Raw genomic sequence first — 23841 nt, forward strand, 5'->3', positions numbered from 1 at the left:
CCCCAAACAGCGTTTGCGTTCCCTGGCGCCCTGCGCATGCATGAACGGCGTTTGGGAGGTTTGCGTTGCGCGGATGGGCCATGCCGCGGGCAATCCGTTCGCGCCGTCAAGGACATGGGCGGATGCCATCTGCGCACCGGGCCGGAGGCCGGAACCGGCGCCGCCCAGCTTTCCGACCTGCCGGCGCATTCTTGATGACGACGCAGAACGCCCTCGGATCGACCGAGGCGCATGACAGCGACGTCAGCGACATCGCGCCGATCGCGGACATGGCGGCGCGCGGCAGGCCGATTTCAACCCGCCCGCCGGGCTTGCCGGCGCCTCGGACCTGTCGCGCTTCAATGGCGCGCGCGCGGGGGGTTCGGCGACGAGTCGCGCGGCGGCGGGGCGTGCAGGTCCCGCCTGGGGCCGCCCTTGTCTTGTTGTCCATGCGGTCGCCGCCCCCGCGCTGGACGGGCGGGCGGGCGATTGCTAGCTTCGGCGCGGTTCAGGGGCGCGGCGCGCGCTCCGATGATCGGGAGATCGCCCCCATGCCCACGCCCCCGTCGCCGCCCCGCCTTGCGGCGCCGCCCTCGCCACGCCCCGCGGCGCGCCGATGATCGGATGGCGGCTGCGGCTTTGGGTTCCGCTGACGCTGCTGCTGTCCTCGGCGGCGTCGATGGCGCTGGAGATCGTCGCCGGGCGGGCGCTGGCGCCCTATGTGGGCATGTCGCTTTACAGCTGGACGGCGGTGATCGCGGTGGTGCTGACCGGGCTGTCGCTGGGGCACTGGATCGGCGGCGCGCTGGCCGACGGCGCGGCGCGGCCCGGGCGCGCCGTGGGGCTGGCGCTGATCGGGGCCGCGATCGCCACCGCCGCGAGCCTGCCGTTGCTGCGCCTCGCCGCGCCGGGGCTGGAGGCCGCGCCCCCCATCGGGCGCATCGGCGCGCTGGCGCTGGCGGCGTTCTTCCTGCCGAGCCTGCTGGCCGGGCTGCTGTCGCCATTGCTGACCAAGATGGCGCTGGAGGCCGATCGCGCCGCCGCCGGCCGGGTGCTGGGGCGGATGTTCGCGCTGGGCGCGGCGGGGGCGATACTCGGCACGCTGGCGGCGGGGCTGGTCATGATTTCCTGGCTGGGCAGCGCCGCATCGGCGCTGAGCGTGGCGGCGGTCTACGCGCTGCTCGCCATCCCCTATTTCGGGCGCGTCGGCGGCGGCGGCGCGCTGGCGGTGGCGCTGGGCGTCGCGGCGCTGGGCGCGACCCCCGGCGCGCTGGCCACGCCCTGCGCGCGGGAAAGCGCCTATTACTGCATCCGCGTCGATGACACCCGCTACATGGGGCGCCCGGCGCGGATCATGGCGCTCGACCACCTCGCGCACGGGGTCAACGTGCAGGCCGACCCGACGCTGCTGCTGTCGCCCTATCTGGCCCTGGTCGACGAGGTGGTGCGCGCGCGGTTTCCCGGCCCGGCGCTGGATGCGTTCTTCGTCGGCGGCGGGGCCTACACCCTGCCCCGCGCCTGGGCGGCGCAGTATCCGGACGCCCGCCTGACCGTGGCCGAGATCGACCCGGAGGTGACGGCGCTGGCCGCGCAGCGCATGTGGTTCGACCCCGCCAGCGCCGAGATCCTGCACATGGACGGCCGCATGGCGCTGCGCCGCCTGCCCGAATCGCGCCGCTTCGACGTGATCTTCGGCGACGCCTTCAAGGACGTGGCCATCCCCCAGCATCTGGTCACCGACGAATTCCACGCCGAGATTGCGCGCCGCCTGAAGCCCGGCGGCATCTACGCGATCAACGTGGTGGACGCGCTGCGCGCGCCGCGCTTCCTGCTGTCGCTCGCCCACAGCCTGCAACGGCGCTTCGCCAGCGTCGAACTGTGGCTCGACCGCGCCGAAATCCGCCCGGAGGAGGCCCGCGCCACCTGGATCCTGCTGGCCTCGGACCGCCCCACCGGGCTGGACCGGCTTGCCGCCACCCGCGGCCTGCCCCGCGACTGGGTGCGCGCGCCCACCGCGGCGATGATCGCGCTGGCCCCGCCGGGGGAGCCGATCCTGCTCACCGACGACTACGCGCCGGTGGACCGGCTGATGGGGCGTCTGCTCACCGATCCGGCGCTGGCCAACTAGCCCGCCTGGCGCGTCTTCTTCTTCAGATCCCGGAAATCATGCACGCCGGGCAGCGCGGTGGGGTCCTGGCCGGGGGCGAACAGCTGGTGTTTCTGCACCTTCTGGGTGCCGGTCACCGGCAGTTCGGGCACGAAGCGCAGCCAGCCCGGGGGCTTGTAATAGGCCAGCAGATCGAAGGCGTGATCGAACAGGGTCCTGGCCATGGCCGCATCGGGCGCGACGCCGTCCTTCAGCACCACGCAGGCGTAGACCTCCTCGTCGCGGATCGGGTCGGGCACGGCAAGCGCCGCCGCCTGCGCCACCGCCGCGTGACCGTGCAGGACCGCCTCGACCTCGGCGGCGGCGATGTTCTCGCCGGAGCGGCGGATGATGTTCTTCTTGCGGTCGATGAAGAACAGCATCCCGGATTCGTCCATGCGCACCGTGTCGCCGGTATGGAACCAGCCGCCGCGCCAGGCCTCCGCAGTGGCCTCGGGCTTGTTGAGATAGCCCGAGAAGAAGCCTTTTCGCGGCGTGGCGGCGGAATGGCGCATGATCATCTCGCCCGGCGCGCCGACCGGCACGTCGCGATCCTCGCCATCCACGTCCTCGACCACGCGCACCTCCAGCCCCGGGCGCGCGCGCCCGAAGGCGCGGGTGTCGATGTGGCGCGGGTCTTCATGGGCGGTGATGGCGCGGCACATCTCGGTCATGCCCCAGACCTCGATCAGCGGCACGCCGAAGCGCGCCTCGCAGGGGCGGTGCAGCGAGGGCTCGACCCCCGCGCCCACCATCATCCGCAGGCCATGCGCCTTGTCGTCGGGCGATTCGGGCACGGCCATCAGCGCCGGGATCACCACGCCGAGGTAATGGGCGATGCTGGCGCGGCAGTCGCGGATGTCGCGCCACCAGGCGGCGCGGCTGAAGCGCGCGGGCTGGATCTGGCAGCCGCCGCTCAGCATCATCGCGAAGATGGTCAGGATGCCGGCGTTCACATGGAACAGCGGCAGCGGGTTGTAGAGCCGCTCGCCCTCGCTCATGGCCATGCGCCCGCCCGTCGCGAGATACCAGCGCCCCAACTCCAGTTCGTAGGCGTGGGACAGGATGCAGCCCTTGGGCCGCCCGGTGGTGCCCGAGGTGTAGACGAGGCTGGCCTCCTGCGCGTCGTCGAAGGTTTTCGCAGCCCTGGTCCGGGGCGCCGGCAGATCGCCCTGCGGCGCCGGCCCGACAACGGGAACGGGGCGGCCCAGCGCCATGGCGGCGTCGAACTGGGCGCGCAGCGGCGGCGCGACCACGGCGAGGTCGGGGGCGCTGTCCTCCAGGATATAGGCGATTTCGGCGGGCCGCAGATCGGGATTGATCGGCACGCAGGACACGCCAAGCGCGTTCATCGCCAGTTTCCAGGCCACATGCGCGGGGCGGTTTTCCAGGTGCAGGGCGATGCGATGCCCCGGCCCGCAGCCCGCCTGCGCCAGCCGGACGCGCAGCGCCGCGACCTGCGCGGCGATCTCGGCGTAGCTCAGTTCGACGCCCTCGGGGTTCCAGGCGCGGGCCGCGTCGGCGGGGATGCACAGAAAAGGCGCCGGACCATGGCGCGCGGCGGCCAGGTCGAAGGCCGCGCCGATGGTCAGACCGGTCGAATCGATCATCTGGGTTCCTTTCGCGCGACCGCCCGGCCGCCGGTTTGCGGCGGGGCGGTCGCGAAGCTGTCGCTGGTCGGGGGCGCGGCGGCGTTCAGCCCGGATACCGGGCCTGCAGCGCCGCCAGCCCGGCTTCGTAGATGCCGCCGATCAGCGCGTCGGAATCCTCGCCCAGCGGGTCGAAGGTCGAGGACCAGAACACCCGGCAGCCCCTGCCCTCGGGAAAGCAGGTGAGCGTGGACTTGTAATTGGCCACCGGCAGCGGCCCCTCGACGATCGAGTAGCGGTAAAGATGGTCGCCCTCTTCGTCGAGCCGCTCCAGAATCAGATCGCCGCCGACCAGCGTCAGGTGGCGGTGGCGCACGCCTTCGAGATCCACCAGTTCGCATTTCTCGATGGCCGGGTGCCAGTCGGCGATGGCCCCGAACGGGCCGATCTCGGACCAGACCCGACCGGCCTTGGCCGGCAGATCGACCCAGCGCTCCACCCGGTCGCGCGGTTCATGGTCGGTCATGGCGATGTCTCCCCTTCATGTGGCGGCCCGAAAACGACGGTCTTCGGGCGCGGGCCGGCTTCGGCGTTGATCGGCCGCGCCGCGCAGGCTAATTCAGTTTCGGGCTTCTGCGCGATGCGTCAATGTATTCCGCGCCGCGCCGGCGCGCCGTCGGGCGGACCGGGCAAACGCGGACCGGGCAAACGCAATCGTGCCAACGCCCCTATGGCCTTTGCGCGCGACCCCGACTAACCTGCCTTTCGAATGGAGGACCGATCTCGTGGAAATGAATGGCTCGATAGACATAGCCGCGCCGCGCGAGGTGGTGTGGGCCGCGCTCAACGACCCGGAGACGCTGGCCAGATGCATCCCCGGCTGCACCGAGATGGCGGGCAGCCCCGAGGACGGCTTCGAGGCCACGGTGGTGCAGAAGGTCGGCCCGGTGAAGGCCACCTTCAAGGGCGCGGTGAAGCTCAGCGACATCGTGCCCGGCGTCAGCTACCGCATCAGCGGCGAAGGCAAGGGCGGCGCCGCCGGTTTCGCCAAGGGCGGCGCCGCGGTGACGCTGAGCGACGGCGAGGGCGACAATGCGGGCGGCACGGTGCTGACCTACGAGGTCGAGGCCAAGGTCGGCGGCAAGCTGGCGCAGCTCGGCTCGCGCCTGATCGACGGATTCGCCAAGAAGATGGCGGCGCAGTTCTTCGACCGCTTCCGCCAGGAAGTCGAAGGGCCGCAAGACGACGACGCCGAAAGCGCCGATGACGCGGCGGACGGCAAGAAGAAAAGCTGGCTGAGCCGGATCACCGGCTGAGCCGTCCAACAGGTCCAGACAGGGCCAACAGGTCCAAACAGGGAGGGACGCATGACGATTGTTTCCATGCGGGTGAACGGCAAGGCCGTCGCCGGCGACGTAGAGGGGCGCACGCTGCTTTCGCAGTTTCTGCGCGAGGAGCTTCATCTGACCGGCACCCATGTGGGCTGCGACACCTCGCAATGCGGGGCCTGCGTGGTGCATGTGGACGGCAAGGCGGTGAAGTCCTGCACCATGCTGGCGCAGGAAGCGCAGGGCGCGGACGTCACCACCATCGAGGGCATGGCCAGGCCCGACGGCGACCTCGGCGTGATCCAGGCGGCGTTTCAGGAACATCACGGGCTGCAATGCGGGTTCTGCACCCCGGGCATGGTGATGTCGGCCGCGGATCTGCTGAAGACCAACGCCAGCCCCTCGGAGGCCGAGATCCGCGCCTATCTGGAAGGCAACATCTGCCGCTGCACCGGCTATCACAACATCGTCAAGGCGATTCAGGCGGCGGCGGCAGAACTGTCGGGCGCCTCGGTCGCGGCGGAGTGATCCGGCCCGCGCACCGATCGGGCGCGCTGAATCGGGCGCGCTGATCGGGCGGCCGACCCGACCCGGCGGACGCGCAGGCGCAGGCCGCGCGCGCCGCCGCCGGATCGACCGCCCGATCGAGACCGCCCGATCGAGACCGCCCGATCAACCGGGAAACCGCCCCGCGCCGGGCCGCCTCGTCAGGGGGCGGCCGACGCGCAGGGGGCGCGGCGACGCGAAAGCGCGGCCGCATCGTCAAACACAGGGCCGGTCCGCGCCGCGAACGCGCGGCGGCGGAGAAATCGGCCCCAGGGAGGACCAAGAAATGCCCAAGGATTTCGGCATAGGCGCATCGTCAAAGCGCCGCGAGGACGTCCGGTTTCTGACCGGAAACGGCAAGTACACCGACGACATCAACATCGCCCGCCAGACCCACGCGTATTTCCTGCGCTCGAACGTGGCGCATGGCAGGATCAACGGCATCGACGTCAGCGCGGCTGAATCGGCGCCCGGCGTGCTCAGGGTGTTCACCGGCAAGGATTTCGAAGGCGTCGGCGGCATCCCCTGCGGCTGGTGCGTCACCGACCGCTTCGGCGAACCGATGAAGGAGCCCGCGCATCCGGTGCTGGCCCAGGGCAAGGTGCGCCATGTGGGCGATCCCATCGCCGTGGTGATCGCCGAGAGCCTCGCCGAGGCCCGCGACGCGGCCGAAAAGATCGATCTCGACATCGAGGAGCTGCCCGCCGTCGTCGACATGAAGGCGGCGCTTGGCGACGGGTCGACCAAGGTGCATGACGATCTCGCCGACAACCTCTGCTTCGACTGGGGCTTCGTCGAGGAAAACAAGGAGGCCGTGGACGCCGCCATCAAGGGCGCCCATCACGTCACCACGCTGGAACTGGTCAACAACCGGCTGATCGCCAACCCCATGGAGCCCCGCGTCGCCATCGGCGACTACGACCGCTCCACGGACGAGCACACGCTCTACACCACCTCCCAGAACCCGCATGTGATCCGCCTGCTCATGGGCGCCTTCGTGCTGGGCCTGCCGGAACACAAGCTGCGGGTGGTCTCGCCCGACGTGGGCGGCGGCTTCGGCACCAAGATCTTCCACTACGCCGAGGAAGCCTTCTGCACCTTCGCCGCCAAGGCGGTGGGGCGACCGGTGAAATGGACCGCCGATCGTTCCGAGGCGTTCGTGTCCGACGCCCATGGCCGCGATCACGTGACCAAGATCGAACTGGCGCTGGACGAGGACGGCAAGTTCCTGGCCCTGCGCACCGACACGCTGGCCAACATGGGCGCCTATCTGTCGACCTTCGCGCCCTCGGTGCCGACCTGGCTGCACGGCACGCTGATGGCGGGCTGCTACACCACGCCGCTGGTCTATGTGAACGTCAAGGCGGTGTTCACCAACACCGTGCCGGTGGACGCCTATCGCGGCGCCGGGCGCCCGGAGGCCTCGTTCCAGCTTGAACGCGTCGTGGACATGGCCGCCAAGGAAATGGGCATCGACCCGGTGGAGCTGCGCCGGCGCAATTTCATCAAGCCGGACCAGTTTCCCTATGACACCCCGGTGGCGCTGACCTACGACACCGGCAATTACGACGCCACCCTGGACAAGGTGCTGGAGATGTGCGACCGGGACGGCTTCGAAGCCCGCCGCGCGCAAAGCGCCGCCAACGGCAAGCTGCGCGGGCTCGGCATCGCCCATTACATCGAGGCCTGCGGCATCGCGCCCTCCAACCTCGTGGGCCAGCTCGGGGCGCGCGCCGGGCTTTACGAAAGCGCCACGGTGCGGGTGAACCCCACGGGGTCGATCTCGGTCTACACCGGGTCGCATTCCCACGGTCAGGGGCACGAGACCACCTTCCCGCAGGTGATCGCCGACATGCTGGGCATCGACGAAGCCCAGATCGACATCGTGCATGGCGACACCGCCAAGATCCCCATGGGCATGGGCACCTACGGGTCGCGTTCGCTTGCCGTCGGCGGTTCGGCCATGGTGCGCGCCACCGAAAAGATCATCGCCAAGGCCAAGAAGATCGCGGCGCATCTGATGGAGGCGGCGGAGGGCGACGTGGAACTCGCCAACGGCGAATTCACCGTTGCGGGCACCGACAAGAAGGTCGCCTGGACCGATGTCACCCTGGCCGCCTACGTGCCCCACAACTATCCGCTCGAGGAACTCGAACCGGGGCTGGAGGAAACCTCCTTCTACGACCCGTCCAACTTCACCTACCCCGCCGGCGGCTACGCCTGCGAGGTCGAGGTCGATCCCGACACCGGCAAGGTGGATGTGCTCGGCTTCTGGACCGCGGATGATTTCGGCAATGTCATCAACCCGATGATCGTCGGCGGACAGGTGCATGGCGGCGTCGCGCAGGGTCTGGGACAGGCGCTGCTGGAACACGCGGTCTATGACGAGAACGGCCAGCTGATTTCGGGCAGCTACATGGACTACGCGATGCCGCGGGCGGATGACATCCCCTCGATCGAGGTGGACCATTCCTGCCAGACGCCCTGCACCCACAACCCGCTCGGGGTGAAGGGCTGCGGCGAGGCCGGGGCGATCGGATCGCCTCCGGCGCTGGTCAACGCGGTGATCGACGCGCTGAACGCCGGCGGCCATGACATCGCCCATATCGACATGCCCCTGAGCCCCGCCCGGGTCTGGGCGGCGATGAACGGCTGAACCGACGGCGCCGCGGTCCCGCAGGGCGGGGGCGCGGCGCACAGGACATAAATCGCTCCAATGGGAGACCGGACATGTATGAGTTCGAATTCGTGAAACCCACCTCGATCGACGACGCGGTGGCGGCGCTCAAGGCCGAGGACGCAACCGCGCTCGGCGGCGGGCAGACCCTGATTCCGACGCTGAAGCAGCGGCTGGCGCAGCCGTCTTCGCTGGTCAGCCTGACCGGCGTCGACGGGATGGTCGGGGTTTCGGCCGGTGACGGCGCGGTCAGCGTCAAGGGCGCCACCACCCATGCGGCGGTGGCCGAGGCGGCCGCGGCCAGCTTCCCGGCGCTGGCCGATCTGGCCAGCCATATCGGCGATCCGGCGGTGCGCAACCGCGGCACCATCGGCGGCTCGCTGGCCAATAACGACCCGTCGGCGGACTACCCGGCGGCGGCGCTGGCCTGCGGCGCCACGATCGTCACCAATGCGCGCGAAATCGCCGCCGACGACTATTTCCAGGGCATGTTCACCACGGCGCTGGAGGACGGCGAGATCATCACCGAGGTGCGCTTCCCGATCCCCGAGGCGGCCAATTACCAGAAATTCCTCCAGCCCGCCTCGCGCTTCGCGCTTGTCGGGGTGTTCGTCGCGCGCGGCGCCGACGGGGTGCGGGTGGCGGTCACCGGCGCGTCGGAGGACGGCGTGCATCGCTGGACCGAAGCGGAGGCCGCGCTGTCGGCGGATTTCTCGGCCGGGGCGCTGGACGGGCTGTCGGTGTCGGCGGACGGCATGATCGCCGATCTGCATGGCTCGGCCGCCTATCGCGCGCATCTCGTCAAGGTGCTGACCGGACGCGCCGTCGCCGCCTGCTGATCCGGGCGCCCGCCTCCCCGGATGCAAGGTCCGAAGGCCGGGCCCGGCCTTCGGGGGCGGCGCGCCTCTCTGTCGAATGAAAGACGGCCCCGCCGACAAGGCGGGGCCGTTTCCATGTCCGGGCCAGGCCGCGTCGCCGATGCGGGCGGTTCCGGGCGGTTCCGGGCGAAAAGGCGATTCATGAGAAGAAAAAAACGGGACGCGCCGCTGATCGCCAGTATGAGGCGTGGACGCGTCCCAGTAATGTCAGCCGTCATGTAGATAACGACCCGAGGGACAATAATGGGTTTATCGCCCTTGATCTCGGCATCCGCATGGTTGAATTGCGTCGGTTTCTGGGCCTTTGCCTTTCGCGGCGAAACCGGGGCTGAACGCTCACCCCGGTTTCGCCGCGAAAGGCAGCGCCCGCAGCAGCGCGTCCACGGCCTCGGGCGCGGCAAAGCCCAGCACCACCGGCAACGGCATGGCGAGGCCGCGAAAATCCGGCGGCAGGCGCACCGCGTCCTTTTCGGTGGTGACCAGCCGCGCGCCGAGCCGCGCCGCCTCGGCCTGCAATCGGCGCAGCGCGCGCGGCTGGAATGCGGCGTGATCGGGGAAGGCGTGGGTCGCGACCAGATCCGCGCCGAGCCCGCGCAGGGTGTCGAAGAATTTTTCCGGCCGCCCGATGCCGGCGAAGGCCAGCACCCGCTGCCCGCGCCAGTCGACGCCGATCTCGCGGGCGCGGATCTCGCCCGCCAGCACCGGCATTTGGGCAAGCGCCGGCCAATCGCGCAGCAGCCGGGCGCGCGCCGGCGCCGGGCCGATGGCCAGCACCGCGTCGGCGCGCGCCAGCCCCGCCGCCACCGGTTCGCGCAACGGCCCGGCGGGGATCATCAGCCCGTTGCCGAAGCCCGCCTCGGCATCCACCGCCAGGATCGACAGGTCCTTGACCAGCGCCGGATTCTGGAACCCGTCATCGAGCAGAATCGCCTCGGCCCCCGCCGCCGCCGCCGCCCTGGCGCCCGCCGCGCGGTCTCTTGACACCCAGACCGGCGCGAAGGCGGCAAGCAACTGCGCCTCGTCCCCGGTCAGCGCCGCGTCGTCACGGGCGATGTCCACCAGATGCGGCCCCGTTCCGGCCCCGCCAGCCGACCCGCCAGCCGTTCCCCCATGGCCGCGCGTCACCACATGCGCGGCGATCCCCAGCGCGGCGAGCCGTTCCAGCAGCGCGATCACCGTCGGCGTCTTGCCGGCGCCCCCGGCGGTGAGGTTGCCGACGCAGATCACCGGGACCGGCGCCCGCCAGGGCCGCGCCCGGCGCAGCCGCCGCGCCGTGGCCCAGCCATAGATCCGCCCCAGCGGCGCCAGCAGCCGCGCCAGCGCCCCGGGCGCGGCGGGCGGCGCGGCCCAGAATCGCGGCGCCCGGATCATCCGCCGCCCCCGCGCGCCGCCGGGGGCGGCAGCAGCGGCGCCAGCAGCTCCATGACCCGGGCCAGGGCGTCGCCGCCATCGCCAAGCGCGGCGCGGGCGGCGGCGGTCATCTCGTCGCAGAGCCGCGCATCCCCCAGCAGATCGGCGACCCGGGCGCCCAGTTCGGCGGCGTCCCGCACCTGCGCCGCGCCGCCCGCCGCGTCCAGCGCCTTGTATTCGGCGGCGAAATTGGCGCTGTCCGGCCCGTGCAGGATCGCCGCGCCCAGCGCCGCCGGCTCGTGGGGGTTGTGCCCGCCATGGGGGGCAAGCGAGCCGCCGATGAAGGCGACCGGGGCCAGCCGCAGCCACGCCCCCATTTCGCCCAGCGTGTCGAGCAGATGGATATCGCCGCCGGGCGGGTCGCCCAGCGACCGGCGCGTGACCTTCAGCCCCGCGGCGGCGAAGCGCGCGGCGATCGCGCCGCCCCGCTCGGGATGGCGCGGCGCGATCAGGGTCAGCAGCCCGGGGATGCGTGCGGCGGCGATGCGATGCGCCTCGGCCGCCGCGTCCTCCTCGCCGGCATGGGTGGAGGCGGCGAGCCAGAGCGGCCGGCCCGGCGAGGCAAGCGCCGCGCGCGCTTCGGGCAGGTCCGGCGGCGCCGCCCCGGCCTTCAGCGATCCGGTGAGAAACAGTTTTTCCGGCGCCCCGCCCAATGCCTTCAGACAGTCGGCGCTGGCCGCGTCCTGCGCCGCGATCAGCGCGAATCGCGACAACAGCGCGGCGATCATCCCCGGCGCCCAGCGCGCCCAGCCCCGGGCCGATCTTTCCGACATGCGCGCATTGACCAACGCCAGCGGGGCGCCGCGCGCCGCGGCCTCGACGATCAGCGCCGGCCACAGCTCGCTCTCCACCCAGATGCACAGATCCGGGCGCCAGTGGTCGAGAAACCCCCGCACCGCGCTCAGCAGGTCGATGGGAACGAACTGGTGCCGGGCGCGCGGCGGCAGGCGTTCGGCCATCAGCCGGGCGGAGGTGACGGTGCCGGTGGTGACCAGAAACTCCAGATCCGGGCGCGCGGCGGCCAGCGCGCCGATCAGCGGCAGCAGCGACAGGGATTCGCCGACGCTGGCGGCGTGCAGCCAGATCAGCGGCGCCGCGGGGCGGGGCAGACCGGCGCGCCCGAACCGTTCGCCCATGCGCGCGGGATCCTCCTTGCCGCGCGCCGCGCGCCGCGCCAGCAGCCGCCGGGCCACGGGGGCCAAGGCGCGCGCGGCGCCCAGATAGGCGGTCAGCATCGGCGAGACGCTCATCCCGCCGGCGCCTCCGGCTCCACCGGCATGCGCCCGACCAGTTCGTCGGCGCGGCGGGTGACCGCGATCAGCGCCGCCTCGATGGTCAGGCGATGGGCTTCGAGCGCCCCGGGCGCCGGATCGGCGGGCGGCGGGATCGGCGCCCCGAACACCTTGGCGCCGCGATCGAAAAGCCGCGGCAGCAGGAACCGGTCCCAGCTGCGCAGGATTTTTCCGCGCGCCGTCGAATAGGCGAAGGGGATCACCGCGACGCCAAGCTGCGCCGACAGGTTGGCGACGCCCGGCTGGCAACGCATGCGCGGGCCGCGCGGCCCGTCCGGGGTCAGCACCAGCGTCAGGTGTTCATTGTCGCGAAACGCCGCCAACGCCGCCTCGAAGGCGGCGCGCCCGCCCTTGTCCTTGTCGGCCTTGCGCGGATCATGGGTCGAGCCGCGCACCGAGGGCGCGCCGAAATAGCGGATGCAGGTGGCGATGATCTCGCCGTCGCGGTTGTTGGAGATCATCGCCCGCACATTCATGCGCCGGGTCTTGTCGGCCGGAATGATCAGCAGCCGTCCGTGCCAGACCGGGATCAGCCAGCGCCCCTCGCCGGTCCTCAGGGCGTCGCGGATCTCCGCGCCCTCGATGACCCAGCGCGTGGTGCGGTCCGCCAGCAGGATATAGCCCGCCCCGGCCAGCGCCGCCATGTGGCGCAGGATGCGGTTGGAGCGCACGTGGCGCAGGATCGAGGCCATGGCGGCGCGGGCGGGAGGCGGGCGGCCTCAGCCCAGCTCCTCGGTGGGGCTGGCCTCGACCTCTTCGTCGCGCAGGCGGTGGATATGGGCGATGAAATAGCGCATATGGGCGTTGTCGACGGTGCGGTGCGCGGCGTCCTTCCAGGCGGCGTAGGCGCTGGCGTAATCGGGAAACATGCCGACGATGTCGATTCCGCCGATGTCGCGAAACTGCGTGCTCTGGGGGTCTTCCAGTTCGCCGCCAAAGACGAGATGCAGGCGTTGGGTCATGATGGTCTCCGGATGCGCGGGCGGGCGCGGCCCACGATTGCGGTTGACGAGCCCTAGCCCCTGATCGCGCCGGGCGTCAATGGCCGAGGCCGCGAATGGCGGATCGGGATCCGGCCCGCGCCCGCCTTGCATTTCGAGTAGGGCGGATCCCGATCCGCCATTCGCGGCGCTTCAACCGGCGCGCCCGCCCGATCGTCGCGCCATGATCGCCCCGTGCAGGCCGGGCGCGGCGGCGATCATGCCGGGCAGCAGCGGCGTCGGGTTGTTGTAGCGCCCGGGCGCGCCTTTGCCATCGGTGACCCGGGCCCCGGCCTCGCGCGCGATCAGGTCGCCCGCCGCCACGTCCCATTCCCAGGCGTCGCGCAGGGTGATCATCGCGTCGAACCGCCCGTTGGCGACCAGGCACAGCCGATAGGCCAGCGAGGGACGAAAATGCCGCGACACCGGCGGCGGGCCGCCGGGCCACAGGTCGCCGGCCAGCTGCGCCGCGCCGGTCAGCGCCCGCGCGCCGTCCAGCCGCGTGCGCGGGCTCGGCGCGATGGGCGCGCCGTCGAGGCGCGCGCCGGCGCCGCGCGCGGCGGCGAACATCCGGTCCTTGGCTGGCAGGAACACCACCGCCGCGATCACCTCGCCGCGCGCGACGATGGCCAGCGAATGGGAAAACGCCGGCTGCCCGGCGATGAAGGCCCGCGTGCCGTCGATGGGATCGACGACGAACACCCGCTCGGCGTCGAGCCGCGCCGGGTCGTCCTCGGTCTCCTCGCTCAGCCAGCCGTGATCGGGGCGCGCGGCGGTGAGCATGGCGCGCAGCATGCGGTCGATCTCCAGATCCGCCTCCGTCACCGGCCCCTGTCCGCCGCCCTTGTCCCAGGTTTCCGGGTCCGCGCGGAAATGGCGCAGCGCGATCTCGCCGGCCGCGCGCGCCGCATCCTCCAGCAACGCCAGATCGGCGGCGTGCGGCGCGGCGCCGGGGCCCGCCGGATCAGGCGCCGGCAAGGGTCATGCCCTCGACCAGCAGGCTCGGCACGACGGCGCCGCGATGGGGGTCGGAATCGTCGGCGGCGCGAAGCGTGGCCAGCATGTCATTGAGATTGCCGGCGATTGTCAGTTCGTTGACCGGGTAGGCGATTTCGCCGTTCTCCACCCAGAACCCCGAGGCGCCGCGGCTGTAATCGCCGGTGTTGGCGTTGATCGACGCGCCGATCAGCGAGGTGACGAGCAGGCCGGTCCCCATGTCGGATAGCAACCCCTTACGCGATGTTGCATTGGTGCAATTCAACCTGAGGTTGGTTATCGTCGGATGCGGCGGCCCGCCGGTTCCGCGCCCGGCATTGCCGGTGGTCCGCATCCCCAGCTTGCGCGCCGAGGCCAGGTCCAGCGTCCAGCCGGCAAGCGCGCCGTCGCGGATGACGGCGCGTTCGCCGGTCGCGACGCCCTCGGCGTCGAAGGGGCGAGAGGACGGGCCGCGCCGGCGCAGCGGCTCCTCGATCAGATCAAAGCCCGCGGGCAGCACGGGCTCCCCCAGCCGGTCCTTCAGCCAGCTCGACCCGCGCGCCACCGCGGCGCCGTTGGCCGCCGCCGTCAGATGCCTGATCAGCGAGGCCGCAACGCGTTCATCGTAGATCACTGTCACCGGCCCGGCGGGCGGGCGGCGCGGCGACAGGCGCGCCACGGCGCGCGCCCCCGCCACGCGGCCGATCTCCGCCGCCGCGGGAAGCTCGTCGCGGCGCCGGCGGCTTTCGGCGCGGTGATCACGCTCCATGCCCAGCCCCTCGCCGGCGATGGCCGAGACGTAGATGGAATGCGAACTGCGCGCGTAGCCCCCGGAAAAGCCGTTGCTCGCAGCCATATGCAGGCGGCTCAGCCCCCAGGCGACGCCCGAGGCCTCGACCTGGCTGACGCCCTTGACGGCGGCGGCGGCGGCCTCGGCCTCCAGCGCCGTGCGCTCCAGGTCCGCCGGGTCCGGGGCGCCCGAGGGATCTTCGAGATCCAGCGCCGCCAGATCCCAGTCGCGGGCGATCTGATCCGGGTCGGCAAGCCCGCAATACGGGTCCTCGGGCGCCGCCCTGGCCATGGCCACCGCGCGTTCGGCCAGCGCCGCGATGGTCGCGGGGCGGGCGTCCGAGGCCGACACGCAGGCCTGCCGCCGCCCGATCAGCACCCGCAGCCCCACATCGACGCCCTCGGCGCGCTCGGCTTGTTCAAGCTTGCCGCCGCGGGTGTCGATGGACAGGCTTTCGCCCTCCGCGGCCAACGCATCGGCGGAATCGGCGCCGGCGCGCCTGGCGGCGTCCAGCAGCGCCGCGCAGATCGCCGCGCCGCTCACAGGTTGACCAGCGCGTGGCCGATCACGCCGATCGACCCGAATCCAAGCACCGCCGCGCTCAACATGAATCCGGCGCCCCGCTGCCAGCGCGGCGCGTCGGGAGCGAGAAAATGCATCGCATGCAGCAGCCGCCCGGCAGTGAGCATGACCCCGAACAGGTGCAGCACCCAGACCGGCGCCCCCAGAAACGCCATGGCGAACAGCAGGATCAGGCTCATGGGCACGAATTCGATGAAATTGGCCTGCCCGCGCATGGCCCGCACCATCACCGCATGGCCGCCATCGCCCACCGACACGCCCAGTTCCAGCCGCATCTTGCCGATCTTCATGCCGAGCCAGAGCAGGATCAGGCCGTTCAGCCCGGCATAGAGCGCCACGGCGGCGATGGAGGACGTGTCGGACATGAAGTGCGGCTCCTGAAATGCGGCGCCGGCGTGGGCGCTGGGTCTGGGCGCGCCGGTGGGCGCTGGGTCTGGGCGCGCTGGTGGGCGCTGGGTCTGGGCGCGCCGGTGGGCGCGACGGAATCATCTGGCGACACCCTAGCGGCGGCGCCAACCGGGCGAAACCGGCGCGCGCTCAACCGCCGTTTGAAACACCGTCTGAAACACCGTCTCGGCCGCGCGCGAAGGCCGCCGCGGTCGCCGCCGCGATGGCGGGCAGCGCCTCGGCCTCGCGCGCGGCCAGGATCGCGCAGGCCCGCGCCACATAGTCGCGATGCAGCGGCGCCGAGTCCCGGTCGCGCCCGATCTGCAACTGCGCCACGTTCGAGGATCCATAGCGAAAGGCGCATTCCGAGGCGCCCAGATAGAATTCCCACATGCGCGCGAAACGCGCGTCATGCATGGCTTCGACCTCGGCGCGCTTCGCCTCGAAGTTTTCCCGCCAGATCTTCAGCGTATCGGCGTAATGCACGCGCCAGATCTCAACGTCCAGCATCCACAGACCGGTTTGCTCCAGCGTGCCGGCCATTTCCGACAGGCTCGGCGCGTAGCCGCCCGGAAAGATGTATTTGCGGATGAACGGCCCGGTGATCCCCGGCGGCGAATTGTGCGAAATCGTATGGATCAGCGCCAACCCGCCATGCTTGCCGTCCTGCGCCGGGACCAGCAGGTCGCGGATCTTGAGAAAATACTCCATCAGATGCCCGGCCCCCACATGTTCGAGCATCCCGACGGAGACGACGCGCTCGAACCGCCCCTCGACATTGCGATAGTCGATCAATTCGAACGTCACCCGATCCGCGAGCCCCGCCGCCGCCGCCCGCGCCCGCGCCACGGCCAGCTGTTCTTCGGACAGGGTGACGCCATGCACCTCGACCCCCGCGACTGCGGCCAGATACAGCGCCATGCCGCCCCAGCCGCAGCCGATGTCGAGCACCCGCTGCCCGGGCGCCAGTTGCAGCTTGGCGGCGATATGGCGTTTCTTGAGCAGCTGCGCCTCTTCCAGGTCCTCCTCGCCGGTGGGGAAGTAGCCGCAGGAATACTGCATGTCCGGGTCCAGCCACAGACGGTAGAAATCATTGCCCAGGTCATAATGATGCGCCACGTTGCGGCGCGACCGGGCAATGGGGTTGCGCTGCATCAGCCGCTTGCGCCGCCGGTCCAGGCCGCGAAAGAAGATGTTGCCGGGGCTGAGGTCGAAATTGCGCTTGTTGAGGAAAAACAGCTCCAGCAGCCGGATGGCGCCGCCCTCGATCTCCAGCCCGCCATCCATGTAGGCCTCGGCCGCCTTCAGCTCCGGGTCAAGCGCGATGCGCCAGTCGAGCGAGGCGTCGTTGATGCGGATCGCCACTTCGGGCCCGGGCTCGCGCCCGCCGAAAACTTCGGTCGCGCCGTCGGGGCCGGTCACATGCAGACGGCCCTTGCGGATCGCCTTGCGGAAAATCATCGGGAGAAATCGCATCGCTGGTTCGGAATCCATCTGTTGCCGGCGCGCTCCGGGACGGGCGGCGCGGGGCTTCAGCCTAGGCCGTTCCGGCGGCGTGGCAAGGCGTTGCGCGCGCGGCGCGGGCTGGCGGGGGGAGTCGATCCTAACCCATCGGAAACGAATCGCCGATAGGGTCGCACCGCGCAGGCGCCGGCATCGGCCTGCGCCGGGGCGCTCGGGTTGAACACGGGCATGGCCGTGTATAGATTCAGGCGTGAAGAACGGCGCGCCAACGCGGCGCCGTCGCGGCGTTCCGGTCAGTCAAGAAGGCGAAATTCATGAAGCGTTTCACACCCCTCCTGCGCGGCGTCGCGGCTATCGGCGTCGTGGCCATCGGCGCCGCCATGATCGCGCCCGACGCGTCGCGCGCGGCCCCCGTGGACCCCTTCGCCTCCGGCGACAACAACGCGGCGATGCTGGGCCAGGCGCTGACGCTGATGCGCGAGGGCGATCTGGAGCCGGCGGAAAAGCTGCTGCGCAATTTCATCCGCCTCAAGCCGAACGTCGCGCAAGGATACGAATATCTCGGCGCGGTGCTGGTCAGGACCGGGCGCTTCAAGGAGGCGCTGGAGGCGATCGACACCGCCCTGCGCCTGGCCCCGGATCAGGCCGGCCTGCATTTCAATCGCGGCCTTGTGCTGCTCGCGCTGAAGGACGCGGAAGGCGCGCGGCAGGCGCTGGAAGAGGCGGTGCGGCTCGACGACGAGATGATCGACGCCCACCGGCGGCTGGGCACGCTTTACGAGCTGAAGGGCGATCTGGACTCCGCCATCAGCCACTACGAATCCGTGGTCGCGGGCCCCGCCGGCGACGAACCCGGGGTGCGCATCAACCTCGCCTCGCTCTACAATCGGAAGGGTGAATTCGAACGCGCCATCAGCCTGTTGGTGCCCTGGGAACGCGACCGCTCGCGCTTCGCCGTCGCTCACCGCATTCTCGGCGACGCGTTTCTCGGCGCCGGACGCATCGGTCCGGCGCTGACCCAGTTCGAGATGTCGCTGACCATCGACGACGACAACTGGCAGGCGCTGCTCGGGCTTGGGGCCGCGCGCCGCGCCGAGGGCGACTCCGACGCGGCGCTCGAAAGCTTCCGCAAGGCCGCCGAACTGGCCCCCGACAAGGCCGCGCCGCATATCCAGATCGGCGAGACCCTGGTGGCGCGGGGCGACGTGATGAGCGGCATCGCCGCGCTGCAGGAGGCCGCGCGCCTCAGCCCCGCCCCCGTCGCCATCGACGTGCGCATCGCGCGGCTGTATCGCGACGCCGGGCAGCCGGAAAAATCCGCCGAGGTGTTCGAACGCATGATGGAGCGCGACGGCGTGTCGCTGGCGGCGCTGATCGCGCTCGCCGATTCCCGGCTGGAGGCCGGCGACGACGCCGCGGCGCTGGCGGCCATGGATCGCGCCATCGCCGAATATCCCGATCGCGCCGTCGGCCCGGCGCGCAAGGCGATCTATCTGCGCGAGATCGGCGACTATGACGCGGCCCAGGCGATGATCGACGAGGGCTTTCGCCGCGAACCGGAGTCCATCGACATCAATCGCGAGGCCGGCAAGCTCGCCATGGCCCGCGGCGATTTCGAAAAGGCCATGGATTTCACCGAGAAGGTGCTGAGCATCAACCCCGACAGCGGCGCCGACCGGTTCTTCCTCGCCACGCTCTACGACGCCGCCAAGCAGTATGACAACGCCGAGACCCTCTATGGCTGGATCGTCGCGAATGTGCCCAATCACTGGCCGGCGATGAACAATCTGGCGCTGGTGCAACTGCGCAAGGGCAAGCTGACCGCGGCGCTCGACAACGCCCGCAAGGCCAGCGCGCTGCAGCCCGACAACCCCGAGGTGATGCACACGCTCGGCTACGCGCTGTTTCGCAACGACCGGCTGGGCGAGGCGCAGGCGATGCTCGAAGCCGCGGTCGCAAAGCTGCCCGACGTGGCGGTGATCCACTACAATCTCGGCACCGTGGCCTTCCGGCGCGGAAAGTTCGATCTCGCCAAGCGGGAGCTGACCGAAGGCCTGCGCCTCGACCCCGAGGCCGAGGAGGCCGCCGAAGCGCGCGAGATCCTCGACAAGCTCTGACGCGCCCGGGGGGGGCTGGTGGCGACCGGACCGGCCGCCCCTTGCCGCGCCGCCGCGCCCGCGGCTCAGACCAGCCGCGACTGCGCCACCGCCGCCTTGACGAAGCTGCGAAACAACGGGTGCGGATCGAAGGGCTTTGATTTCAGCTCCGGGTGAAACTGCACGCCGATGAACCAGGGGTGGTCGGGGATCTCCATGATCTCCGGCAACTTGCCGTCCGGCGACAGGCCGCTGAAAACAATGCCATTTTCCTCCAGCCGCTGGCGAAAGGCGATGTCCACCTCGTAGCGATGCCGGTGACGTTCGGAGATCGTCGTCGCGCCGTAGATCTCGGCCGCGCGCGACCCCTCGGCCAGCACCGCGTCATAGGCCCCGAGCCGCATGGTGCCGCCCTTGTCATCGCCGGCCGAGCGGCTGACCTTGCGGTTGCCCTCAAGCCAGCCCTTCATGTGGTAGATGATCGGAGTGAACCGTTTCTCGCCGGCCTCGTGGTCGAATTCCTCGGACCCCGCATCCGCGACCCCGGCAAGGTTTCGCGCCGCCTCGACCACCGCCAGCTGCATGCCCAGACAGATGCCCATATAGGGGATCTTGCGTTCGCGCGCGAAACGGGCGGTTTCGATCTTGCCCTCGGTGCCGCGTTCGCCAAAGCCGCCCGGCACGATGATGCCGTGGAAGCCGGCCAGCCGCTGCGCCGCGTCGTCGCGCTCGAACACCTCGGAATCGAGCCATTCGACATTCACCTTCACCCGGTTGGCGATGCCGCCATGGGTGAGCGCCTCCTTGATCGACTTGTAGGCGTCCTCAAGCTGGGTGTATTTGCCGACGATGGCGATGCGCACCTCGCCGTCGGGATGGTAGACCCGTTCGGCCACCTCGCGCCATTTCTCCAGATTGGGCTTTGGCGCGGGCGAGATGTTGAACACGTCGAGCACCGCCCGATCCAGACCCTGTTCATGATAGGCCAGCGGCGCTTCGTAGATGGATTTCAGATCCAGCGCGGCGATCACCCGTTCGGGGCGCACGTTGCAGAACAGCGCCAGCTTGGCGCGCTCCTTCTCCGGGATTTCCTGATCGGCGCGGCAGACCAGAACGTCCGGCGCGAGGCCGATGGAGCGCAGTTCCTTCACCGAATGCTGGGTCGGCTTGGTTTTCAGCTCCCCCGACGTGGCGATATAGGGCAGAAGCGTCAAATGCATGAACATGCACTGGCCGGGCGGCTTTTCCTGCGCGAACTGGCGGATCGCCTCGAAAAACGGCAGGCCTTCGATGTCGCCGACGGTGCCGCCGATCTCGCAGAGCATGAAATCGACCTCATCCTCGCCGATTCTGAGGAATTCCTTGATCTCATCGGTGACGTGAGGGATGACCTGAATGGTCTTCCCCAGATAATCGCCGCGCCGTTCCTTTTCCAGCACCGTGGAATAGATCCGCCCCGAGGACACGGAATCGGTTTTTCGGGCCGCGACGCCGGTGAAGCGTTCGTAATGGCCCAGATCAAGATCGGTTTCAGCCCCGTCATCGGTGACGAACACCTCGCCATGCTCGAAAGGGCTCATGGTTCCGGGATCGACATTGAGATAGGGGTCGAGCTTGCGCAGCCGGACCGAAAACCCCCGCGCCTGCAGCAACGCGCCAAGGGCCGCCGAGGCCAGCCCCTTGCCCAGACTGGAAACCACGCCGCCAGTTACGAAAATGAAACGCGCCATGCCTGTGCCTCGGTTTTGAGTGCGTTGCCTTGGGTCGCGAGCCGGTCGGCGCATCGCCGCCGCTCGCCTGCATGGGATTCAGCCAATACGGGATTTCCCGCCGGGTCACAAGCCGGTGAAGGCGTGTTCGGCGCGGGTTTTTCCGCCCGCGCCGCCACGGCGGCGCGCGGGGGCGGCCCGGCGGCGCGGATCGCCGATGCTGTGGATTGGTGGGCGGTGAGAGGCTCGAACTCCCGACATCCTCGGTGTAAACGAGGCGCTCTGCCAACTGAGCTAACCGCCCGGAAGGTCAGGGATAGGCGAGCGCCGGCGCCGCGTCAACACGCCCGCTCCGGCGCCCGGGCAACAGCCCGGCAAGCGCCGCGTCGACGGCGCCCGCCGGTCCGATCGCCGGTCCGATCGCCGGCAATCAGTGCGCGCGGATCTCCTCGGCCGCGCCCTTGGTCGATGCGGCCGCCGCGGCGTCCTCCTCGGACCATTCGATGGGCGTCGGCGCGGAAACGAGCGCCACTTTCAGCACCTCGGTCACGTTCTCGACCGGGATGATGTCCAGGCCGCTTTTCACGCTGTCCGGGATGTCGCGCAGATCCTTCACGTTCTCCATGGGGATCAGCACGGTCTTGATGCCGCCGCGCAACGCCGCGAGCAGCTTTTCCTTCAGCCCGCCGATGGGCAGCACGTTGCCGCGCAGCGTCACCTCGCCGGTCATCGCCACGTCCTTGCGCACCGGAATGTTGGTGAGCACCGACACGATCGAGGTCACCATGGCCACCCCGGCCGAAGGTCCGTCCTTGGGGGTCGCGCCCTCGGGCACATGCACGTGGATGTCGATCTTCTGGAAGGTCGGCGGCGTGACGCCCAGATCGACCGCGCGCGAGCGCACGTAGGAAGACGCCGCCTCGATCGATTCCTTCATCACGTCGCCGAGCTTGCCGGTGGTCTTCATCCGCCCCTTGCCGGGCAGTTTCAGCGCCTCGATGGAGAGCAGGTCGCCCCCGGCTTCGGTCCAGGCGAGGCCGGTGGTGGCGCCGATCTGGTCATGCTCCTCCGCCAGCCCGTACTTGAAGCGCGGCGCGCCGAGGTAATCCTCGAGATTGTCGAGCGTCACGGTGACGCTTTCGACCCCGTCCTTGATGATCTCGGTGATCGACTTGCGGCACAGCTTGGCCAGTTCGCGCTCCAGATTGCGCACCCCGGCCTCTCGGGTGTAGCGGCGCACGATCTGCAGCAGCGCGTCATCCTCGATGGCGAATTCGCCGGATTTCAGCCCATGGCCCTTTTCCTGCTTGGGCAGCAGGTGGCGGCGCGCGATCTCGACCTTTTCCTCCTCGGTGTAGCCCGAGATCGAGATCACTTCCATGCGATCCAGCAGCGGGCGCGGCATGTTGTAGGTGTTGGCCGTGGTCACGAACAGCACGTTGGAGAGGTCGTATTCGACCTCGAGATAATGATCGGAGAACGTCGAGTTCTGCTCGGGATCCAGCACCTCCAGCATGGCGCTGGCCGGATCGCCGCGGAAATCCTGCCCCATCTTGTCGATTTCATCGAGCAGGATCAGCGGGTTGATGGTCTTGGCCTTTTTCATCGACTGGATGATCTTGCCCGGCATCGACCCGATATAGGTGCGCCGATGACCGCGAATCTCGGCCTCGTCGCGCACGCCGCCCAGCGAAATGCGGATGAATTCGCGCCCCGTGGCCCGCGCCAGCGACTTGCCCAGCGAGGTCTTGCCCACGCCCGGCGGGCCGACCAGACAGATGATCGGGCCGCGCAGTTTCTGGCTGCGAATCTGCACCGCCAGGTATTCGATGATGCGTTCCTTGACCTTTTCAAGCCCGTAATGGTCGTCGTCGAGGATCTTCTGCGCCAGCGTCAGGTCCTTCTTGACCCGGCTGCGCTTGCCCCACGGGATCGACAGCATCCAGTCGAGATAGTTGCGCACCACGGTCGCCTCCGCGGACATGGGCGACATCTGGCGCAGCTTCTTCAGTTCGGCGATGGCCTTGTCATGGGCTTCTTTCGACAGCTTGGTCTTGGCGATCTTTTCTTCGTATTCGGCGCTGTCGTCGCGGCCTTCTTCGCCGTCGCCCAGTTCGCGCTGGATCGCCTTCATCTGTTCGTTGAGATAATATTCGCGCTGGGTCTTCTCCATTTGCGTCTTCACGCGCGACTTGATCTTCTTTTCGACCCGCAGCACCGAGATTTCGCTGTGCATCAGCGAGTAAATCTTCTCCAGCCGCTTTTCGACGCTCAACTGTTCCAGCAACGCCTGTTTCTCGGCGATCTTGATCCCCAGATGGCCGGAGATGGTGTCGCTGAGCCGCGCCGGATCGTCGATCTCGGACAGCGAGCCGAGCGCCTCGTCGGGGATGTTCTTGTTGAGCTTGACGTATTTCTCGAATTCGCCGGCGATCGAACGGCTGAGCGCCTCGACGGCGCTGGGATCGCCCAGTTCGTCGTCGAGCGTCTCGGCCTCGGCCTCGAAATATTCATCATTGTCGAGAAAGCGCAGCACCCTGGCGCGGGTCTGGCCTTCGACCAGCACCTTGACGGTGCCGTCGGGAAGTTTCAGCAATTGCAGCACGTTGGCGATTACGCCGGTATCGTAGATATCCTCCACGCTCGGCTCGTCGAGCCCGGCGTCGCGCTGGCTGGCGAGCAGGATCTGCTTGTCGTCGCGCATCACCTCTTCGAGCGCGCGCACCGATTTGTCGCGCCCTACGAACAGCGGCACGATCATATGGGGAAAAACGACGATGTCGCGCAGCGGCAGAACCGGCAGGGCGAGGCGCGCGTCGCGAGATGTCTCGGTCATGAATTTTCCTCTCGTGCAGAACGTCCGGCCCCGAACAGGCGGCGACGCGGGCGTTCCCTGAAGTTGGTTGCCCCATATTTGGACCCGAAACCGGGGAGTTTCAAGGCAGGGCCGATTGCCGCGCCGGCGGTCGCGACCGAGCGTCGGCGCCCCGGAGAGACCGGACCGATGCAGATT

Annotated in this window: 18 protein-coding genes and 1 tRNA gene; 6 read left to right on the forward strand and 13 right to left on the reverse strand. The window is 69.6% G+C overall.

The window, feature by feature from the left end:
* Nucleotides 1–595 precede the first annotated feature (595 nt).
* A complete protein-coding gene (locus AC1HC7_RS10485) occupies nt 596–2107 on the forward strand; it encodes a fused MFS/spermidine synthase (RefSeq protein WP_479496788.1) in 1512 nt (503 codons plus the stop codon).
* Here the strand turns inward: AC1HC7_RS10485 and AC1HC7_RS10490 are convergent.
* Together AC1HC7_RS10490 and AC1HC7_RS10495 are read right to left on the reverse strand one after the other, a co-directional pair.
* Nucleotides 2104–3735, reverse strand: coding sequence for an AMP-binding protein (locus AC1HC7_RS10490; RefSeq protein WP_479498999.1), 1632 nt, complete (start codon nt 3733–3735; stop codon nt 2104–2106). The two genes, AC1HC7_RS10485 and AC1HC7_RS10490, sit on opposite strands and share 4 nt — an antisense overlap.
* Nucleotides 3736–3820: 85 nt before the next feature.
* Nucleotides 3821–4240, reverse strand: a complete 420-nt coding sequence (locus tag AC1HC7_RS10495; protein WP_479496786.1) for an SRPBCC family protein — start codon at nt 4238–4240, stop codon at nt 3821–3823.
* Nucleotides 4241–4499: 259 nt separating this feature from the next.
* On the opposite strand from AC1HC7_RS10495, the gene AC1HC7_RS10500 reads away from it, so the two are divergent.
* From AC1HC7_RS10500 to AC1HC7_RS10515, 4 genes are all read left to right on the forward strand, one after another.
* Nucleotides 4500–5030, forward strand: coding sequence for a CoxG family protein (locus tag AC1HC7_RS10500; protein WP_479496785.1), 531 nt, complete (start codon nt 4500–4502; stop codon nt 5028–5030).
* A gap of 51 nt (nt 5031–5081) precedes the next feature.
* On the forward strand, nt 5082–5570 hold the full coding sequence (locus AC1HC7_RS10505) for a (2Fe-2S)-binding protein (RefSeq protein ID WP_479496784.1): 489 nt from the start codon (nt 5082–5084) through the stop codon (nt 5568–5570).
* Nucleotides 5571–5874: 304 nt separating this feature from the next.
* The gene (locus tag AC1HC7_RS10510; protein ID WP_479496783.1) at nt 5875–8244 is read left to right on the forward strand and encodes a xanthine dehydrogenase family protein molybdopterin-binding subunit; all 2370 of its coding nucleotides are present in this window, start codon (nt 5875–5877) and stop codon (nt 8242–8244) included.
* A gap of 74 nt (nt 8245–8318) precedes the next feature.
* On the forward strand, nt 8319–9104 hold the full coding sequence (locus AC1HC7_RS10515; RefSeq protein ID WP_479496782.1) for an FAD binding domain-containing protein: 786 nt from the start codon (nt 8319–8321) through the stop codon (nt 9102–9104).
* A gap of 375 nt (nt 9105–9479) precedes the next feature.
* On the opposite strand, the gene lpxK is transcribed toward AC1HC7_RS10515, so the two are convergent.
* The 8 genes from lpxK to AC1HC7_RS10555 form a co-directional block, all read right to left on the reverse strand.
* Nucleotides 9480–10511 carry a tetraacyldisaccharide 4'-kinase gene (lpxK, locus tag AC1HC7_RS10520; RefSeq protein WP_479496874.1) on the reverse strand — a complete coding sequence of 344 codons (1032 nt, stop codon included), beginning with the start codon at nt 10509–10511 and terminating at the stop codon, nt 9480–9482.
* A complete protein-coding gene (locus tag AC1HC7_RS10525; protein ID WP_479496781.1) occupies nt 10511–11803 on the reverse strand; it encodes a 3-deoxy-D-manno-octulosonic acid transferase in 1293 nt (430 codons plus the stop codon). Before AC1HC7_RS10525 ends, lpxK begins: the two co-directional genes overlap by 1 nt.
* Nucleotides 11800–12537, reverse strand: coding sequence for a lysophospholipid acyltransferase family protein (locus AC1HC7_RS10530; RefSeq protein ID WP_479496780.1), 738 nt, complete (start codon nt 12535–12537; stop codon nt 11800–11802). The genes AC1HC7_RS10525 and AC1HC7_RS10530 overlap by 4 nt, the downstream gene beginning before the upstream one ends.
* A 27-nt stretch (nt 12538–12564) precedes the next feature.
* Nucleotides 12565–12807: a DUF4170 domain-containing protein gene (locus tag AC1HC7_RS10535; protein WP_479496779.1), complete on the reverse strand. Its 243-nt coding sequence runs from the start codon at nt 12805–12807 to the stop codon at nt 12565–12567.
* A gap of 171 nt (nt 12808–12978) precedes the next feature.
* Nucleotides 12979–13803: a 3'(2'),5'-bisphosphate nucleotidase CysQ gene (locus AC1HC7_RS10540; RefSeq protein ID WP_479496778.1), complete on the reverse strand. Its 825-nt coding sequence runs from the start codon at nt 13801–13803 to the stop codon at nt 12979–12981.
* The gene (locus AC1HC7_RS10545; protein WP_479496777.1) at nt 13790–15133 is read right to left on the reverse strand and encodes a TldD/PmbA family protein; all 1344 of its coding nucleotides are present in this window, start codon (nt 15131–15133) and stop codon (nt 13790–13792) included. Before AC1HC7_RS10545 ends, AC1HC7_RS10540 begins: the two co-directional genes overlap by 14 nt.
* Complete coding sequence (locus tag AC1HC7_RS10550) at nt 15130–15537, reverse strand: MAPEG family protein (protein WP_479496776.1); 408 nt, start codon at nt 15535–15537, stop codon at nt 15130–15132. Before AC1HC7_RS10550 ends, AC1HC7_RS10545 begins: the two co-directional genes overlap by 4 nt.
* Nucleotides 15538–15709: 172 nt before the next feature.
* Nucleotides 15710–17035 (reverse strand): class I SAM-dependent methyltransferase, encoded by a 1326-nt coding sequence (locus tag AC1HC7_RS10555; protein ID WP_479499000.1) that lies wholly within the window; start codon nt 17033–17035, stop codon nt 15710–15712.
* A gap of 302 nt (nt 17036–17337) precedes the next feature.
* Between AC1HC7_RS10555 and AC1HC7_RS10560 the strand changes: the two genes are divergently transcribed.
* Nucleotides 17338–19140 (forward strand): tetratricopeptide repeat protein, encoded by a 1803-nt coding sequence (locus tag AC1HC7_RS10560; RefSeq protein ID WP_479499001.1) that lies wholly within the window; start codon nt 17338–17340, stop codon nt 19138–19140.
* 65 nt (nt 19141–19205) lie between these two features.
* On the opposite strand, the gene AC1HC7_RS10565 is transcribed toward AC1HC7_RS10560, so the two are convergent.
* The 3 genes from AC1HC7_RS10565 to lon form a co-directional block, all read right to left on the reverse strand.
* Nucleotides 19206–20849, reverse strand: coding sequence for a CTP synthase (locus AC1HC7_RS10565; protein ID WP_479496773.1), 1644 nt, complete (start codon nt 20847–20849; stop codon nt 19206–19208).
* Nucleotides 20850–21056: 207 nt separating this feature from the next.
* Nucleotides 21057–21132, reverse strand: a tRNA-Val gene (locus tag AC1HC7_RS10570).
* A gap of 126 nt (nt 21133–21258) precedes the next feature.
* Nucleotides 21259–23664 (reverse strand): endopeptidase La, encoded by a 2406-nt coding sequence (gene lon, locus AC1HC7_RS10575; RefSeq protein ID WP_479496772.1) that lies wholly within the window; start codon nt 23662–23664, stop codon nt 21259–21261.
* Between the last annotated feature and the right edge of the window lie 177 nt (nt 23665–23841).

Source organism: Oceanicella sp., from assembly GCF_056449545.1.